General features: G+C 34.5%; 15 protein-coding genes and 1 pseudogene. 3 read left to right on the forward strand and 13 right to left on the reverse strand.

Annotated features, from left to right (window positions below):
• The 11 genes and pseudogenes from J3D55_RS00005 to J3D55_RS00050 form a co-directional block, all read right to left on the reverse strand.
• A pseudogene (locus J3D55_RS00005) lies at positions 1-392 on the reverse strand (outer membrane protein assembly factor BamA); the annotation flags it as partial.
• 28 nt (positions 393-420) lie between these two features.
• Positions 421-1,170, reverse strand: coding sequence for an undecaprenyl pyrophosphate synthase (gene uppS, locus J3D55_RS00010; RefSeq protein ID WP_259127087.1), 750 nt, complete (start codon positions 1,168-1,170; stop codon positions 421-423).
• A gap of 3 nt (positions 1,171-1,173) precedes the next feature.
• Positions 1,174-2,067 (reverse strand): type IX secretion system protein PorG, encoded by an 894-nt coding sequence (gene porG / locus J3D55_RS00015; protein ID WP_259127088.1) that lies wholly within the window; start codon positions 2,065-2,067, stop codon positions 1,174-1,176.
• 214 nt (positions 2,068-2,281) lie between these two features.
• Positions 2,282-4,777 carry an exopolysaccharide transport family protein gene (locus tag J3D55_RS00020; protein ID WP_259127089.1) on the reverse strand — a complete coding sequence of 832 codons (2,496 nt, stop codon included), beginning with the start codon at positions 4,775-4,777 and terminating at the stop codon, positions 2,282-2,284.
• Between the two features lie 4 nt (positions 4,778-4,781).
• Complete coding sequence (locus tag J3D55_RS00025; RefSeq protein WP_374759515.1) at positions 4,782-5,657, reverse strand: polysaccharide biosynthesis/export family protein; 876 nt, start codon at positions 5,655-5,657, stop codon at positions 4,782-4,784.
• 33 nt (positions 5,658-5,690) lie between these two features.
• On the reverse strand, positions 5,691-6,113 hold the full coding sequence (locus tag J3D55_RS22250; protein WP_310466681.1) for an MraY family glycosyltransferase: 423 nt from the start codon (positions 6,111-6,113) through the stop codon (positions 5,691-5,693).
• Positions 6,067-6,819 carry a glycosyltransferase family 4 protein gene (locus J3D55_RS00030; protein ID WP_310466682.1) on the reverse strand — a complete coding sequence of 251 codons (753 nt, stop codon included), beginning with the start codon at positions 6,817-6,819 and terminating at the stop codon, positions 6,067-6,069. Before J3D55_RS00030 ends, J3D55_RS22250 begins: the two co-directional genes overlap by 47 nt.
• A gap of 104 nt (positions 6,820-6,923) precedes the next feature.
• Positions 6,924-7,925: a glycosyltransferase family 2 protein gene (locus tag J3D55_RS00035; RefSeq protein WP_259127092.1), complete on the reverse strand. Its 1,002-nt coding sequence runs from the start codon at positions 7,923-7,925 to the stop codon at positions 6,924-6,926.
• A gap of 3 nt (positions 7,926-7,928) precedes the next feature.
• Complete coding sequence (locus J3D55_RS00040; protein WP_259127093.1) at positions 7,929-8,999, reverse strand: formimidoylglutamase; 1,071 nt, start codon at positions 8,997-8,999, stop codon at positions 7,929-7,931.
• A gap of 172 nt (positions 9,000-9,171) precedes the next feature.
• Positions 9,172-9,777: a glycoside hydrolase family protein gene (locus tag J3D55_RS00045; protein ID WP_259127094.1), complete on the reverse strand. Its 606-nt coding sequence runs from the start codon at positions 9,775-9,777 to the stop codon at positions 9,172-9,174.
• Complete coding sequence (locus J3D55_RS00050; RefSeq protein WP_259127096.1) at positions 9,668-10,255, reverse strand: glycoside hydrolase family protein; 588 nt, start codon at positions 10,253-10,255, stop codon at positions 9,668-9,670. The genes J3D55_RS00045 and J3D55_RS00050 overlap by 110 nt, the downstream gene beginning before the upstream one ends.
• A gap of 163 nt (positions 10,256-10,418) precedes the next feature.
• On the opposite strand from J3D55_RS00050, the gene J3D55_RS00055 reads away from it, so the two are divergent.
• The 3 genes from J3D55_RS00055 (at position 10,419) to J3D55_RS00065 (ending at position 12,343) form a co-directional block, all read left to right on the forward strand.
• Entirely contained in the window at positions 10,419-11,195 is a 777-nt protein-coding gene (locus tag J3D55_RS00055; protein WP_259127098.1) for an alpha/beta hydrolase family protein, read from the forward strand.
• A gap of 216 nt (positions 11,196-11,411) precedes the next feature.
• On the forward strand, positions 11,412-11,585 hold the full coding sequence (locus J3D55_RS00060) for an ankyrin repeat domain-containing protein (RefSeq protein WP_259134982.1): 174 nt from the start codon (positions 11,412-11,414) through the stop codon (positions 11,583-11,585).
• Entirely contained in the window at positions 11,582-12,343 is a 762-nt protein-coding gene (locus J3D55_RS00065) for a hypothetical protein (RefSeq protein ID WP_259127099.1), read from the forward strand. Before J3D55_RS00060 ends, J3D55_RS00065 begins: the two co-directional genes overlap by 4 nt.
• Positions 12,344-12,430: 87 nt before the next feature.
• On the opposite strand, the gene topA is transcribed toward J3D55_RS00065, so the two are convergent.
• Both topA and J3D55_RS00075 read right to left on the reverse strand, forming a co-directional pair.
• On the reverse strand, positions 12,431-15,004 hold the full coding sequence (gene topA / locus J3D55_RS00070) for a type I DNA topoisomerase (RefSeq protein ID WP_259127100.1): 2,574 nt from the start codon (positions 15,002-15,004) through the stop codon (positions 12,431-12,433).
• 49 nt (positions 15,005-15,053) lie between these two features.
• On the reverse strand, positions 15,054-16,202 hold the full coding sequence (locus J3D55_RS00075) for a hypothetical protein (RefSeq protein ID WP_259127101.1): 1,149 nt from the start codon (positions 16,200-16,202) through the stop codon (positions 15,054-15,056).
• Positions 16,203-16,306: the final 104 nt, after the last annotated feature.

Consider the following 16,306-nt stretch of genomic DNA (forward strand, 5'->3'; position numbering starts at 1 on the left):
TTACCAATCCCTTTACCTGTGAACTTCACTTCACCAAGGTCTTTCAGGTCCTGTAAGTAAAATTTTAAGATAATCGTCTCGCCTTCAATACTCTGAACATATACTTCCACCTCAGAAAAGGATTGAGTGTCCCAAAGTTTTTTTACAGCGTTACTGATTTTCTGCCCCGGAATATCTACAGTTTCTCCTTTGGATAACCCTGTAAATCTCAGAATCTGAGCCGGCGTATATTTTTTAACCCCATCTACAACGATGTCTTTCAGTGTGTATGTTCCTGCTTGGTTTTCTGCGTGTACAGATTTGCTCACCTGTGTGCTGTCTTGTGGAGTTATCTGTCCATAAAAATGTGCAGAAGCAACAAACATAATGATGGGTAATAGTCTAAACTTCATTTTATCGTAGTCTTTCTTTTCTTAAAATTTACTGGATCTTTATTTGTTCTCCGGTCATCCCGAATCTTCTTTCTTTGTTTTGATAATCAACAATACACTGAAAGAAAATATCTTTTGTAAAATCCGGCCATAGAACATTTAAAAACTGCAGTTCCGCATAGGCGATCTGCCAAAGGAGGAAATTACTTATTCTTATTTCACCACTTGTTCTGATTAATAAATCAACGGGTGGAAAATCTTTAGTATAGAGATAGTTTTCGAATAGTTTTTCATTAATATTCTCAACTTCTACCTTACCTTCCTTTACATCCTCGCTAATACTTTTTACGGCATTCAGTATTTCGCTTTGCGAACCATAGCTTATTGCTAATACCAAATTACCTTTTGTGTTTTCTTTTGTGAGTTCCATCACTCTAAGGAGCTGGTCTCTTACAAGCGACGGCAATATTTCAAGATTCCCAATCACATGCATTCTTAACCCTTTACTGAAAATTTCTTCAGCCTCGAGCAATAAAGTTTCTACAAGTAAATTCATTAAAGTATTTACTTCTTCTGCAGGACGGCTCCAGTTTTCCGAAGAAAAGGTATAAAGCGTTAAGTATGGAATATTTATTTCATTACAAGCATTAATGGCATTCCTTACCGCATCAATGGCATTCTTGTGACCAAAAGTTCTTTGCTCGCCACGAGATTTTGCCCACCTCCCATTACCATCCATGATGATTGCAACATGTTTTGGTAAATTCTCAGGATCTATTTTATCTTTTATCAACGACATATATTAATCACAATAGCATGGAGGTCTTCCGAATGAATACGTTAAGCCTAAACTCACGGTGTTCATCCAATCTTTAGACTTAAGATCTCCAACATTTCTTTGTCCTGCAAGAGCTGCTTCTCTTTCTTTAGATACTACATAATAAGCATCTGACTGAAGAAGCGAACCTCCTGTAATAGGACTTAAAATATCTGCATTATAGGTAGATACTACATCTTTACTCAAGATCTTGCTGTGATCCAGCTGATCTGTAAGAGTATATCTGAATGTAGCTTCTGCGAAGATCGCCCAGCTATAATTAAATTTATATTTCAAACCTACTCCAAAAGGAATATGCATGGTTGTCTTTTTCCCTGTACTATAAACTGCTGTACTTGTAAAGTCGAGTTCATTAATGGGAGCCTGCGCAACACCATCTGCATCTCTTCTAAAGTCGTTCACTATAGTCGCTTTCGGAGCATCGAACATTAAAGCTCCTACCCCACCAAAAATATATGGGCTCACCATGCCTTTCTGCTCATTATTCACAGGAAAGAAATTATATTCGAAAACTAAACTTGCTTCATACACATCGTTTTTTCCGAAAGCATTTCTGTTTTGCCTGTATTCTTCTTTAGCAACTTTGTCGCTAAACTGAATCTGGTTGTATCCTAGATCTAACCTTACTGTCTGATGAGGATTAAAATTAAACCTATATAAAATACCTCCATAAAACGGAACTCCCCAGTCCGACGCTTTACTTAAATCCAATGGCTTCTGTAAAATATAATTCGTTCTCCCTATATCCCCAACTAGGTTACTCATACCTAGACGAACTCCCAGTTCGTTTCTTTGAGCTTTAACACTTACCACCGTTCCTAAAGCGGCAAGGAAGCTAAACAATAATTTTCTATTCATAAAAGAATATGGATTTATGGTTATTTTAAAATTTAATTTTTGCAAATATAAAACATTTTTATATTAATGATAATCTTAATGTTTAGTTAAAAATAAACAAAAAAACATAATTTGTTATAAAGTAAACGATAAACTCGTTAAATTATTCTTTTTTTAATAGAATCAAAATTATCACTCCTATAATAAACCCCCATTAAATGAGGGCCTAAATGTATTATTTTTTATTGAATATAGACTGCACTTTATTCCGAATTCTTATCAACAATGGTTCTTTATAATTTTTATCTTCATCAAAATAGCCGTAACCGTAGCCGTAACCATAGCCGTAACCGTAGCCATAACCGTATCCCTGCTTCGTATTATAGTCATTGTAAACAAGTCCTAAATGATCAATTTCTCCGTTATGATATTTCTCGGTGATCATTTTCAGCATATATTTTTCTGTGTATTCATGACGAACAACGTAAATATTGGCATCAGAATGCTTCATTAATTCATAAGAATCTGCAACCAGACCTACCGGTGGAGAATCAATAATGATAAAATCGTACAGTTTTTTAAGGTCTTCGATGAACTGAATATTTTTATCGCCCATCAAAAGTTCTGAAGGATTCGGCGGAATAGGTCCCGATGTTGCCACATCAAGATTCGGAATTTTCGTTTTATTGATAATCTGGCCTATTTCTACTTCACCAGTAAGATAGTTCGAAATTCCATACTTATTATCAATATTAAAATCTCCGAAAATTTTAGGCTTTCTTAAATCCATTCCCAAAAGAATCGTCTTTTTATCACTTAAACCAAGAACTGAAGCTAGGTTGATGGAAACATACGTTTTTCCTTCGCCTCCAATAGAAGAAGTTATCAAAATTACTTTACTGCCTTCATTTTCGCCGAATAAGAATCTCACATTGGCTCTCGCTCCTCTAAACGCTTCTGAAACCGAAGATTTAGGCTGATTAAGAACAGTAAGCATATTATCATGGCTATTGTTCCCAATTACCCCAAGTAATGGTATTTTAGTGGCTCCAAGCAATTCTTTAATACTTCTGATTTTACTGTCTAGCAATTCTCCTACTAAGATAAATAGCAAAGGTAAAATCAGCAGACCACCTATGATACCTGCTTTTGTGGCTTTTATATTCGGACCGATTGGCGGCTGTCCCACATTTTTTGCAGGGTCAATCACACTGATATCAGACTGATTAGCAGCCATTCTCATCTGCGTTTCGTTCTGTCTTCCCAATAAGCTGTTATAAGTCGCCTCAATCATGTTATATCCTCTTTCGGCATCCAAATATTTTCTTTCCTTTTCAGGATAAGTAGCTAAATCTGCATTGGCATTGTTTACTTGCTGATTTATTTTATTGATTTCAGAATAATATCCTGTATAGTAATTTCTTAATGCTCCATTTGAACTTGTTTTGGCTTCATCAATCAATCTGTTGATCTCTTTCATGGGCTCAGAATTCGGCTTATAAATCAAAGCCATTTCTCTTCTTTTCAGATAGAGTGCTTTCAATTCTGAAACAGATGCCGTAAATAAACCGTCTTGAAAACCAGCAGCAGAGGTACTGATCATTTTTTCAAAATTCTGTGCTTCAAGGCTTTGTTTTATTTGATTTAATGAAGTTACTTTACTTTCAAGATCTGCTTTTTTGGCTTCAAGCTCTTTAATTTTAGATAAAGATTTTTCATCTCTGTCTTTAATATCATAAAGCTTTTCATTCGTTTTCATAAAATTCAAGACATCTGCGCTTGAATCTAATTTTTTTCTGATTTTTTCAAGATTTCCTTGTAAATAAATATCTGTATTCTTATCTACTGTTATTTTATCCGCAAGTCTTTTCTTCTGAAGCTGATTAACAGATCTGTTAAGGAAATTTACCGTATTATTAAGATTATATCCTTTTTTAGAAATAATCATAATGGTGTTGATCTCTTTATCAAATTCCACCCCTACCGTTGAAACAATATCATTAACCGACTGATTTACAGTAGTAAGATTAACAATAATATTATCTAATTTAATCTTTGTAGCAACAGGGTTTGAAATTAATCTGAATTTTAAATTCGGGGAAGTGTACCATTCTCCTAATTTTATAATTTTATTTGCCGGTCTTTCAAAAGGGTTAATCGTAGAAAATCCTTCCGTCCAATAGCTGTATAAATTTGTTGACTGCCCTTCTTCAGGTAAAACGACTTCAAAAGTATTCCCACTTTTAGGGATTAAAGTAATCGGATAGTCGACCTGTTGAGGGGTTTTTTTATCAATTTGTAAGAAAACAGGAGAATCATCTTTATCTAAATAAGTAGATTTTATGGTTCCTTTTGTAGAATAATTTACAAAAAGATCTAATTCTTTTACCAAAAATTCGTTATGAGTTCTCGATAAAAGCATTTTCTTTAAATACACTCCATCCTGATTTCCTCCCTGTCCCCAAATGAAATTAATCGACTGGGTTGGGGTAAAATAACTCGATGTATTATTAGATATACTTAAAGATAAATTAGATTCATAGATATTTTGTGCATAATATTTACTGTAAACCCAAGAAATACCATAGCCAATCAGCAACATCAAAACAAACCAATACCAATTTCTTAAAATTCTTCTTAAAAAGTGTTCAACATCAAACAGAGTGAAAGAACCTTGTTTTTCTTTTTGAGAATCAACCTTCTCTACCGTAGCATCTTTTTCTGGAATCATGATATTAAAGGTTTTTTAGAAGTAGATAAATTGATAATGCTGTAGTAATTACAGACACACCCGTCGTTAAAGTCTGAACAGGATCTTTTCCGAATCCGTTCAGGCTCTTTGCTCTTGTGTTCAGGTAGATTTCATCTCCGTTTTGTACGTAATAGTATGGGGAATTCATCACATCTTCACGGGTAAGATCTATTCTTGCAATTTTGATCCCTTCCGGAAGTTTTCTGTGAATAACAATATTTTTTCTGTCTACGGTTCTGTTTAAACCTCCACTAATAGATAATGCTTCCGTAATGGTAAGCGTGTTCTTATGAACTACTTTTTCACCTGTGATGCCTGTTGTTTCTACATCTCCAAGAATATAGAAAGTGATTCCGTTTGTATTTAATCGTACTTCGGATTTTCCTTCCTGGAAATTTTCATTTACTTTTTGCTGAATTTCTTCGCTTACTTCTTCTATCGTTCTTCCTTCCGCTTTTACGTATCCGATTCCGAAAATGTTTAAATCTCCTTTTGAATCTACCTTTAAACCACTAAAGTAAAAAACAACGTTTCCTCCGGAATTACTTCCTCCTGTTCCTGAAATCGAACCTGTCCCTCCGTTGGCAACAGCATTTGTACTCGGCGCTGTAGTAGATCCCGATGTATTTAAAGAAGAATAAAACTGTGCTGCATCTCCTTTGGGAGTTGTAACAATATTCAGGTTTAAGATGTCGTTCTTGGTAATCCTATAAATGGGAATATTATAGGGCACCAAACCTTCTTCGTTAATTACAAGGCTCTCATTTGGCTGCATGTATCGCACATCTTTTGTTGTAACACAAGATGTGGTAATCAGAAAAGGGAAAATTAAAAGTAATAAATATTTAAAATTCTTCATCATATTTTTCAAGTTGTTTGCAAAAATAAAGATTTAATTGATAGTCTTTTTATTATTTTTCAAAACATAGATAATATCAGGAATATAAGCTCCAAAAAAACCTAAGAATAAAATAATTAGCAATAATAAATTCACATCTATATGTCTGAAATAATAAGCTATAGTAACCACAAAAAGATAATACATAATGATATAAAAGCTAGATCTTCTATGGGTAAGATTTAGTTTTAAAAGCTTGTGATGTATATGATTTTTGTCTGCGTCGAAAGGAGATCTTTTGTTGATAAGCCTTATGATAATTACATTTAAGGTATCCACAATCGGTAAAATCAAAATTGCAACTGCCACTACCGGAGCAGACTGCAGGTGATATCTAGGAACATCAGGAAGCTTTTTATCAATAAAAATATCAATAAAACAAATAGAAGTAAATGCCAATAAAAAACCTAAAAGCATGGAAACCCGTATCTCCCATAAAGATCTTATTCGTCCTGTAATTTGATAAATTATAATACAAAAATGCCAAAACAGCTCCTATTATTATCACCGATAAAACCACCAACGGATAATTATATTCCCCTAATCTATAGTAACTTATCCCGAAAAGCGCACTGCAAATCACAGAATATCCGCCGGCAAGACCGTCAATTCCGTCAATTAAATTAAATGCATTAATAAGGATAATAAAAGTAGTAATACTAAACAAGATGCTTACAAGATAACTCATCTCATAGATCCCGAAAACCCCGAAAAGACTTCGGATTCTAATGTCTGAGCCCACCACAATTAAGGAGGAAACCATGATCTGCGCCACCAGCTTTTTATAAGCTCTCATCACCACAATATCATCCATTACGCCGATGTAAAGGAGAATAACCAGTGATGCAAATAAAAATTTATACAGATCAAAAAGCTCATAAGCAAAGACTGAAGCACTAATTCCTATGGAATAAAAAATAGCAATACCGCCAAGATTAGGGATTTTTCGCAGATGCGAACTTCTCACGCCCGGTTCATCCATTAAGTTTTTCCTTCTGGAAATCTTGATAATGGTAGGAACGGAGAAAAACGTGATTAGGAACGAGAATAAGAAACCCAACCCTATTTTTACGTAAAAAATAGGAATACCAGATTCAGTTAAGAACAATTCAAAATTCTTCATTTTTTTCTATTCAAGTACTCATGTTTCATTAAGGAAGGTTTTCTATCTTAAAAACGCAATCCCAAATTTTTGCAATACCGAAACAACAGTACTTACATTTGTGTTTAAACTAATTTTCTTATCAATTTTTTCTGCCCAGCAAAAAACAACAGATAAAATATCTTTTTTTTCAGTGGCAAAGATAACAGATAATTTTTACCAAAACGACTATAACCCAATATATCTTTCATTTTTATGCCTCTTTCCTTCATGAAAAGCTTCAGTTTTTCAGACATTTTATTAAAAGTTGTTTCATTTTTAACAAAGGCCAAATAAGCCAGAAAAGAATAAACGCCTTCAAAAATCTGGAAATTTTTAAGCTCTTTATTTTTATAAGAATAATTGGAGTTTTTGAAATAATTTTCTACATCTTCAACAGCTTTCAAAATATCAAGACCTTTTTCTGTGTGGGTTTTTGTGATAGAATCTGTACGCTCAAGATACTGATAATGAAAATTTTGAGTCTGCGCAATTATTTCACATTCCAACAAAAGCTGCGGAATGAGTTGAATATCTTCAAAATGAACCCCTTTTTTAAATCTTTTACCTTCAAAAAGCTCTTTTTTAAACAATTTATTGCACGCAAAATAACTTAAGTCAGCAAAAACAGAAAAGTTTTTTTTAAGATCAATTTTTTCGGGCATGTTGGGAATCTGCGTCAGCTTTTGAGTCACATTTCCGTTTTGATCTACTTTCTGAATATTGCAGATCACCATTTTCGACTGATGTTTTTCCGCAAGGTTTACCATTTCTGCAAACATGGTGGGCGTTACATAATCGTCGCTGTCTACAAAACCGATGTAATCTCCGGTTGCACGGTCGATTCCGAAATTTCGGGCATCACTTAAACCGCCATTTTCTTTCGTAAAAGGTTTAATTTTTTCAGGATATTTTTTTGCATAACCCTGAATAATCTGTTCAGAATTATCTTTACTTCCATCATTTACAACCAGAATCTCAATATGTTGATGGGTCTGATTTATCAAAGAATCAAGGCATTTTGCCAGATAATTTTCGACATTATAAACAGGAACAATGATGGAAACTTTTGAGGGAACGTTTGTCATACATTAAATTTTCGTCAGTCGTGCATTCAACCAGCCTTTTTTGGCTTCATCGAAATCTTTCCTCGAACAAGGAATACAGTTTTCTATATTTTCATCATCTCCAAAATACCAAAGATTACTGAAAATATCGCGCTTAAAAGCGTATTCTCTGTCATCAACAAGTACGTAAAATATTTCGTAATGCCTTTCTTTGGGATGAGATTGCTGAATATTGATTCCTTCCATCAAATACCAGATCATTTGTGCGAGAAGCTGGTGATTCAACTGGTTTTCAGAATAAATATTATAATTAAAAATCCCTACAGATTTCAGGTTTTCGCTTAACCCGATTTCTTTCATATAAGCACAGATTTCCCGTCGGTTTAATCCATTCACCTGCGGATTCATCGAAAAAGGCTCGCTGAAACTTTCAATCGCATCGCAATTTACCGTCACCAAATCTGCTTTTCTGAAGAAAGGCTCTGTTTTTTCGGTAGAATTCATCATTTCTGCCAAACGGATAATATCGAACTCCACTTCTTTAATTAATCTTACAGAATCTGCTTCATTCAAATGTTTCTGATAGCCTAAATGATGATAATTTTTAATGGCAAAATTCTTCGTCCCAAACATTTTACTTAAAAAAGTATGCTCGTTGATGGTTTCACCTTGTTTAAGAGAAATAATATTGCTTATCTGAGTATAATTAATACTTTTTGTATGGAAATTTAACGCCGAAAAAAGCGAGAATGCAAAATCATTAGAACCGCCAACAATCACCGGAATCGCTCTCTTGTAATGACAAGCCGACAACACCTCCTGCAAAATATAATGAGAATCCTGTACCGATTTCCCGGAAACCAAATCTCCCAGATCCACAATCGGAATTTCAAAATCCAGTTGTGATAATTTATAAAATTCTTTTCTGATACTCGTAAAATCCTGTACTTCTGCATCACCATTTGCACCTCTATAATCCGAAACAAACAGAAGAACAATACTGTCTTCCTTTATATGTTTTGTAATCCGATTCCCGATTTGCCAGCTTTCAGTTTTGAAATTTCTCGGGGATATGATAAAATCTTCAAAATTCATTTATATAATTAATCTATGTTTCGCAAACATACAAAAAACCTCTCAAGTAAGAATCCTATCACTCTTTTTGTCAATAAAAAAACCATTAACAAATTGTAAATGGTTTTGTATTATTTGATCAACCTTGTCAAAGTTTTGAACTTTGACAAGGATACTTTCTTCATTTTAAATTTCAGGATTTTAAAATCTCAAAAATAAAAGTCGTAGAAGTTTCAAATTCTCCACCTTGTGTTGCACCGACTAAAAATTTAGGCGTTTTTCCATCCTTATCCATTAAAATCATTGGGCGTTCCAGTCTTCCGAATCGGTTTAAATTTTTGGGAGGAGTCGGTTCCTGAATATAATGTTTCATTTCCAAATAAGCGATTTCCGGTTTCGTCCAGTGAAGTCCGTCTTTTGTGGTTAAATGCAAACCATATTCGTGGTTATAAAATCCCATATCGCGTGCTACCATGTGATATTTCCCGTTTTGTTTCCAGACAAAAGCATCTTCTAATTGAGCATTATTTGGTAACGATGAAAAATCAATCACCGGATTTTCAGACACTTTTTCATAAGGTCCCGTCGGAGAATCTGATTTTGCCAAGCCGTATTTTCTATTTCCTCTAATGGGTCCTTTCTGAGTTTCGTACTCATGGGTGTTCCAAGATTTATAAAACAGCCAATATTTACCGTCGTTTCCTTTTACAAAAGCGGGATTTGTAGTGCAATGGTCGTCCCAAGAAACCTTCTTTTCCGGGAAGAAGAAGAGGTTGATCAGGTCTTGTCCATTCACCATCAAGATCTTTTGAAGTCGCCAATCCTATCCTTTTGGTATTTGTCTTTCCATTAGAATTTCCCATGAAAAATAATAAATATTGATCTCCCACTTTTTTAATCAAAGGATTGTGACAGGTTGTTGCATCCCAAAAACCTTCACCTCTCGGCGTAAGAATAACCTGTTTATGTTCAAATTTATGAAAAGGAGAATCTGCTTCTGCGCGACAAATCTCAGAACCGTTGAGCCAACCTCCCATTCCTTTTTCTTTTTTCCATCTGGAATAAAAAAGATGAACCTTTCCGTCTTCACCCCAAATCGGAGAAGTACACCAAATGAAGTAGCCTTCCAAAGAAAATTGTCGCCCGATTGGTTTTAGATTAAAATAAGGCTTTTCTTCTGAAGATAATAAACTGGTAAATGATGATCCAAAAACCACAGCCATCATTCCTAAACCTGAAATTTTTAAAAAATCTTTGCGCGTGAACGGTTTGCTCATTTTATTTATTTGAAAGCTAATTTAGTACAAGTGTTTAAATAGAGTGTCCCGTACTTTGGGGTGATTGAATTATGATTATATTTGATTGATTAAAATAGGAAAAAAATTGTCTTCAATCCTATAATCGTAAGACTTTACATGAATAGAGAACAAATAATCTAAAATGAAAAATATAAATAAATTGACTATTTTTAAAAACACTGTAATTACAAAACAATTTTACAAGAATTTTCTTCTGCTATTATTTCTTTTTGGAACTATTACTCACGTATCGGCAATTCCGCCAAGCTTTACCACTAAGAATATAAAATTTATAAGTGAAGGAGATTCGCTTTCGGGAACAATTTTTAAGCCTGATCATATTTCTGCGGCTGTTGTACTTATTCATGGATCGGGGCAGGAAAAAAGAATGATAGAATTTGCAACATTATTAGCCAAAAATGGTATTGCTGTTTTTACTTATGACAAACGCGGTGTCGGAGAATCTGCCGGTCTATACGCAGGACCTGAAGTAGGAACCAATAATGTGGACGCCCAAAATCTTAATCTTTTATCTCTGGATGCGAGTGCTGCAGTGAATGTATTATCCAAAAATCTATCAAACAATAAAACACCCATAGGATTAATGGGTGGAAGCCAAGCCGGATGGATCATTCCGTTGGCTGCAGAGAAAAACAAGAAAGTCAAATTCATGACTATATTCAGTGGAGCATTGATAACCGTAAAAGAACAACTTAGGTTTCAGTTTTACACCAACGGAAATACAAATTTCTGGGATACCCACACAGAAGAAGACGCACGCAAACACACAATGACTGATCCCGATAAATACGAGTTCATTGACACAGATCCACTGGAAGTTTCTTTCCAAATTATCAATTCCGGGATTTTGGATTTATGGTGGGAAAGATATTCAGGTTCCTGTGAATCTATCCATTGAACACCTCAACACATTAAAATCCAAAGGCAAACGCTATGAATATAAATTATTTCCAGCATTAGGACATAATACGGCATTCTCAAAAGATGAAGAGCCTGTGAAGGATGCTATTGAATGGATGAAAAATGTAAAAGCATCTAAACCAAAAAAACTCTGACAATCAACAAAATATTACTGAAATTGGAAAACGAAGATAAATTATGGGAGTTACTTGAAATGTGCTTTTATGGTCATATTGATCAAGTGAAACTATTATTGGAAGAAGGTGTTGACATCAACGGAATTGGTTATAATGGAATGTCTCCATTAGATGCTGCTAAATATGGAGAAAATGACGATATCGTTGAATATCTTTTAAGTATCGGAGCAAAAGAAAAACAACCTAAATGAGAAACCGCATTTTTTTAATTGCATTCTTTTGCATGTTGGCTTGTAAAAAAGAAGTAATTTCCAAACCGACATCTCATAACGAGTCTCCCAATAAACAGCAAATCGACACGCTAAAAATTACAAAATCTAAAAAATCAATACTTTCTAATGACATTCAATTCATAAACGATTCTATTCTTGAGGGAAAATTTAAATTAGACATTTCAAAATACGAGTTAGAGAATTCAAAGAAAGGATGCTCTCCCAACTTACTCGAAAAAGAAGATTTTTTTGAATATTCGCTTGATGCGGGTAGAACACCTACTAAAGAGTTCAAAAATTTGGAAGACTTGAATGGCGACGGAAAAAAAGATTACGTTTTCATTTTACCAGCTTTAGGATGGTGTGAAGAGGGACAGTCTTATTATCTTACCGATAACAAAATTCCAAGAATACAAACAGAATCAAATTGCTGTCATATTGAAAGTGTATTTAGCATTGGTGATATCGATGAAGATGGAGGAAATGAAATTGCAGAATATAATTCATCGTGTGCAAGTAATTTTAAAACTATTAATATTTGGACTTTAAAAGAAAACAAATGGAAACTGGTTGATAGGTTTGAATTTTATTATAGTAATGGCAAATATCAGGCATTTAAAGATTTTCACAAAATGCACAAGAAAATTGCAAAAAACAAGTTTAAGTTCTTAGAAATATCAGACATGTTAGGAGATGGAGAATTGGTAATGGAATGGAAAACAGTAACAATGAAATAATTATCGGATTCTAAATTTCAAACTTATAATTAAAACAAAACCCCTTTTGAAATCATCAAAAGGGGTTTATATTTAAGTCTAAAACTATTATTTCTTAGCAGCCGGTTTTTTAACAGCCGGTTTCTTAGCAGTCGTAGTTGCCTTTTTTGCGGCAGGTTTCTTAGCTGCAGGTTTTTTCTTTTCAGCAAATGCTTTCGGATCTTGATCGGTGATCCATTTTTTAACCTCATCAAAAGAAATATCTTTCAATTCTTCTCCGTCATATTTGGTATCATCTGCTTTTTTCGGAATCTTGAACATTGTTTTTCCGAATTTAATGAATGGTCCCCATCTTCCGTTTTCAATGGAGATTTTTTCTTTTTCCCATTGTTGAATGTATCGGTTGGCTTCTTTTTCAAGCTTAGCATCAATCAATTCATTAATATCACTTTGAGAAAGATTGTCGAAGTCATATTTCTTAGGAACATTCACGAAAATACTTTTGTATTTGATGAAAGGTCCGAATCTTCCTGTTCCTTTTGTTACGCCTTCTCCTTTATAAGTGGCAATCGGCGCGTCTGCGATTTTCTTTTCACTAATGATTTCCTCCGCACGTTTTTGATCTACAGAAAGCGGATCTTCCCCTTTTGGAATGCTAATATACGTTTCGCCCCACTTCACATAAGGTCCGAATCTTCCGACCCCTACAGAAACCGGCTGTTCATCAACTTCACCAAGATCGAAAGGAAGTCTGAACAATTCCAGCGCTTCTTCATAAGTGATGGTTGCGATATTTTGACCTGTCATTAACGAAGCGAAGATTGGTTTTTCTTCATCCTCCGTTTCGCCAATCTGAATCATTGCACCGAATCTTCCGATTCTTGCATGAACATTTTTACCGGTTTTAGGATCAACTCCCAGAAGTCTGTCTCCCGTTGCTCTTTCTGCATTTTCTTCTACATCTTCAATTCTCGGATGGAATTTTGAGTAGAAATCCGTCATCATTTCTTTCCATTTTTGTCCACCGTTTGCGATTTCGTCAAAACTTTGTTCTACTCTTGCCGTGAAACCGTAATCTAAGATTTCCGTAAAATTATTCGTAAGAAAATCACTTACCACTTCACCCGTGTCTGTTGGAAGGAATTTATTTTTATCCCCTCCGAATTTCTCATCAAGGACTTCTTTTTTAATTGTATTTTTCACTAAAGACATCTTCACCACTTCTCTCGTCTGTGGATCGATTTCTCTTTTGTCAACATATTCACGATTTTGAATCGTCTGAATTGTCGGTGCATAAGTCGATGGACGACCGATTCCCAATTCCTCCAGTTTTCTAACCAACCCAGCCTCCGTATATCTTGCGCTTGGTCTTGTGAATTTTTCTGTTGCCGTGATTCTTTTATAGCCTAAAACTTCTCCAACGCTTACTTTCGGAAGTAATTTTTCGTTGTTTTCTTCATCTTCTTCCTCGGTTTTAACGATTCCGTAAGCTTTTAAGAAACCATCAAAAATGATAACTTCTCCTTGTGCTTCAAAGTTTTGAGGCAATTTTGCATTTCCTATTTCGATTACCGTTTTCTCAATTTTAGCATTTGCCATCTGAGAAGCCAGCGTTCTTCTGTAAATTAATTGATATAATCTGTTCAATTGAGCATCACCGATACTTTTCACCGCAAAATCTGTCGGACGGATCGCCTCGTGAGCTTCCTGTGCAGATGCCGATTTTGTGGTGTAATTTCTTGGTGAAGAATATTCTGACCCGTATTCTGAAGTGATCTGTTTTTTTGCCCCTTCAATGGCTTCCTGAGAAAGGTTTACGGAGTCTGTTCTCATATACGTAATGTATCCTTCTTCGTACAGCCTTTGTGCAAGACGCATCGTGTTGGTCACATTATATCCTAATCTTGATGAAGCTTCCTGCTGCAGCGTAGAAGTTGTAAAAGGTGCAGATGCAGAACGTGTTCCCGGTCTTGTTTCAACATTTAGAACTTTAAACTCGGTCGTTTTTGCTAATTCTAAGAATTTCTCTGCGTCTTCTTCTTTTTCGAAATCTTTTTTAAGCTTTGCAGCAATGTCCTGCTCGGTTTTATTTAAGAAAATTCCGTCTAATTTGAAACTCGCTTTCGGTTTAAAATCACGGATTTCTTTTTCTCTTTCAACAATTAATCTTACCGCAACCGATTGTACTCTTCCTGCAGACAATCCCGGTTTTACTTTTTTCCAAAGAACAGGAGACATTTCAAAACCTACAATTCTGTCTAGCAATCTTCTTGCCTGTTGAGCATTTACCAGATTTTGGTCTATATCTCTTGGGTTTTCAATTGCTTTTAAAATAGCATTTTTAGTTATCTCATGGAAAACAATTCTTTTTCTGTTTTCGGGTTTTAATTTCAACTCGTCCGCCAAGTGCCATGCAATAGCTTCTCCCTCGCGGTCTTCATCGGAAGCCAGCCAAACCATTTCGGCTTTCTTTACTGCGGCTTTCAATTCTGTTACTAATTTCTTCTTGTCGGCAGAAACTTCGTAATCCGGACTGAAGGTAGCAAGATCAATTCCCATTCCCTTTTTAGGCAAATCACGGATGTGTCCGAAGCTGGATTTCACATCGAAATCCTTACCTAAATACTTCTGAATAGTTTTTGCTTTTGCCGGTGACTCGACGATTACTAAATTTTTCGACATTCTAAAATTTTTGCAAAAGTAAAGTTTTTTTATTAGATAGGTTTTGGAATTACATTTTATTTAATAATTCGAGGGGTGCAATGAAGACTCTGTACAGAATTCCTTCGAAGGTAAAGCCCTTTCCGGACATCTCGACGCGATAAATTAATGAGAAAATAATAATGAATAATATAATGTAGAATTTTCTGTTGACAACAATTGGCTCAAATACGTATGCAGACTTGTCTTTCTTCAATAATAAAGCAAAAAGCACGATGATGAGCATCATATGAATATACATCCATCTTCCCCAATCGATTGCCAGATAAAACAGTGGAAAAGTGAACAAAAATGCACCCATTAATAAAATAGATAACACCTTTCTGTTGTTTAGATATTTTAAATAATATCCTACATGAAAAACACTGATAACAAGACTTATAAAATACAGAAGATATTCATTGATGTGTTGTTTGATATAATCTCTCTCATTAATATTCCAATAGAAAATTCCGTAGGTTGGATGAACTCCCCTTTCGGCAAGAATTTGTAACGACATTCCTTCGTTGACGTTTTTCCCGAATTTTAAAATCAAAAGTGTGGGAATCCCGACTGACAGGAAATATTTAATATATCTTTTAAACTCAAATTTTTCTGTTTTTACATATAATGCGATGGCAAAATAAGGAACGTAAAATAAAACCACTTCATGCAAAAAAGTCGTCACACAAAGTGCAATACAGAAAATATATTCTTTGTTTTTTGAAAGCTTATCATTATCCAAAAGATAAACAAACCAAGTGAATAAAAGAAAAACAAGAAATTCTTTTTTCCCCACATAAGTCACTGTATTTAAAAGCCCTACAAAACCAATGGAAGACAACAAAAGTGATAAATACAATAAATCTGTGACTTTATAACGAATCAGTTTCGTATACAACCAAAAGAATCCTGAAATAATTAAAAACTGAAAAAAATACACGAGATAATTCAGCCGGATATCCGTAATATCCTGCAACAGAAAAAAGAAACTTCCCGACAACCCTCTTCTTTTGAAACCACCATCCTGATAATTAATAAGCCAGTCGGCAAGAATATATCCGTCGTCCTTCAGATTGTAATAATAAGTAAAAACGAGTGTGTAAACAGCCGTAACTGCAATAAGAAAATAAATAAAAACCTTAATATTAAAATATGGTACAATCTTGTTTAGCTTCATAATGTGTTTTAAAAAAAATTGGGAACAAAAAAAAGAGAAATAAAACAGTTTTCGGTTTATATTCACCATTTTCAGACTTCAAAAATAATGATTTTAACTTAATG

The organism is Chryseobacterium ginsenosidimutans (assembly GCF_024807225.1).
In the GTDB taxonomy this organism is placed as follows: domain Bacteria; phylum Bacteroidota; class Bacteroidia; order Flavobacteriales; family Weeksellaceae; genus Chryseobacterium; species Chryseobacterium ginsenosidimutans.

What these genes read in the sequence shown, in the direction of transcription:
- uppS (WP_259127087.1), bottom strand. Translation starts at nt 1,170, where the DNA reads ATGTCGTTGATAAAAGATAAAATAGATCCTGAGAATTTACCAAAACAT.
- porG (WP_259127088.1), bottom strand. Translation starts at nt 2,067, where the DNA reads ATGAATAGAAAATTATTGTTTAGCTTCCTTGCCGCTTTAGGAACGGTG.
- J3D55_RS00020 (WP_259127089.1), bottom strand. Translation starts at nt 4,777, where the DNA reads ATGATTCCAGAAAAAGATGCTACGGTAGAGAAGGTTGATTCTCAAAAA.
- J3D55_RS00025 (WP_374759515.1), bottom strand. Translation starts at nt 5,657, where the DNA reads ATGAAGAATTTTAAATATTTATTACTTTTAATTTTCCCTTTTCTGATT.
- J3D55_RS22250 (WP_310466681.1), bottom strand. Translation starts at nt 6,113, where the DNA reads ATGCTTTTAGGTTTTTTATTGGCATTTACTTCTATTTGTTTTATTGAT.
- J3D55_RS00030 (WP_310466682.1), bottom strand. Translation starts at nt 6,819, where the DNA reads ATGAAGAATTTTGAATTGTTCTTAACTGAATCTGGTATTCCTATTTTT.
- J3D55_RS00035 (WP_259127092.1), bottom strand. Translation starts at nt 7,925, where the DNA reads ATGACAAACGTTCCCTCAAAAGTTTCCATCATTGTTCCTGTTTATAAT.
- J3D55_RS00040 (WP_259127093.1), bottom strand. Translation starts at nt 8,999, where the DNA reads ATGAATTTTGAAGATTTTATCATATCCCCGAGAAATTTCAAAACTGAA.
- J3D55_RS00045 (WP_259127094.1), bottom strand. Translation starts at nt 9,777, where the DNA reads ATGGTGAATGGACAAGACCTGATCAACCTCTTCTTCTTCCCGGAAAAG.
- J3D55_RS00050 (WP_259127096.1), bottom strand. Translation starts at nt 10,255, where the DNA reads ATGAGCAAACCGTTCACGCGCAAAGATTTTTTAAAAATTTCAGGTTTA.
- J3D55_RS00055 (WP_259127098.1), top strand. Translation starts at nt 10,419, where the DNA reads ATGAAAAATATAAATAAATTGACTATTTTTAAAAACACTGTAATTACA.
- J3D55_RS00060 (WP_259134982.1), top strand. Translation starts at nt 11,412, where the DNA reads ATGTGCTTTTATGGTCATATTGATCAAGTGAAACTATTATTGGAAGAA.
- J3D55_RS00065 (WP_259127099.1), top strand. Translation starts at nt 11,582, where the DNA reads ATGAGAAACCGCATTTTTTTAATTGCATTCTTTTGCATGTTGGCTTGT.
- topA (WP_259127100.1), bottom strand. Translation starts at nt 15,004, where the DNA reads ATGTCGAAAAATTTAGTAATCGTCGAGTCACCGGCAAAAGCAAAAACT.
- J3D55_RS00075 (WP_259127101.1), bottom strand. Translation starts at nt 16,202, where the DNA reads ATGAAGCTAAACAAGATTGTACCATATTTTAATATTAAGGTTTTTATT.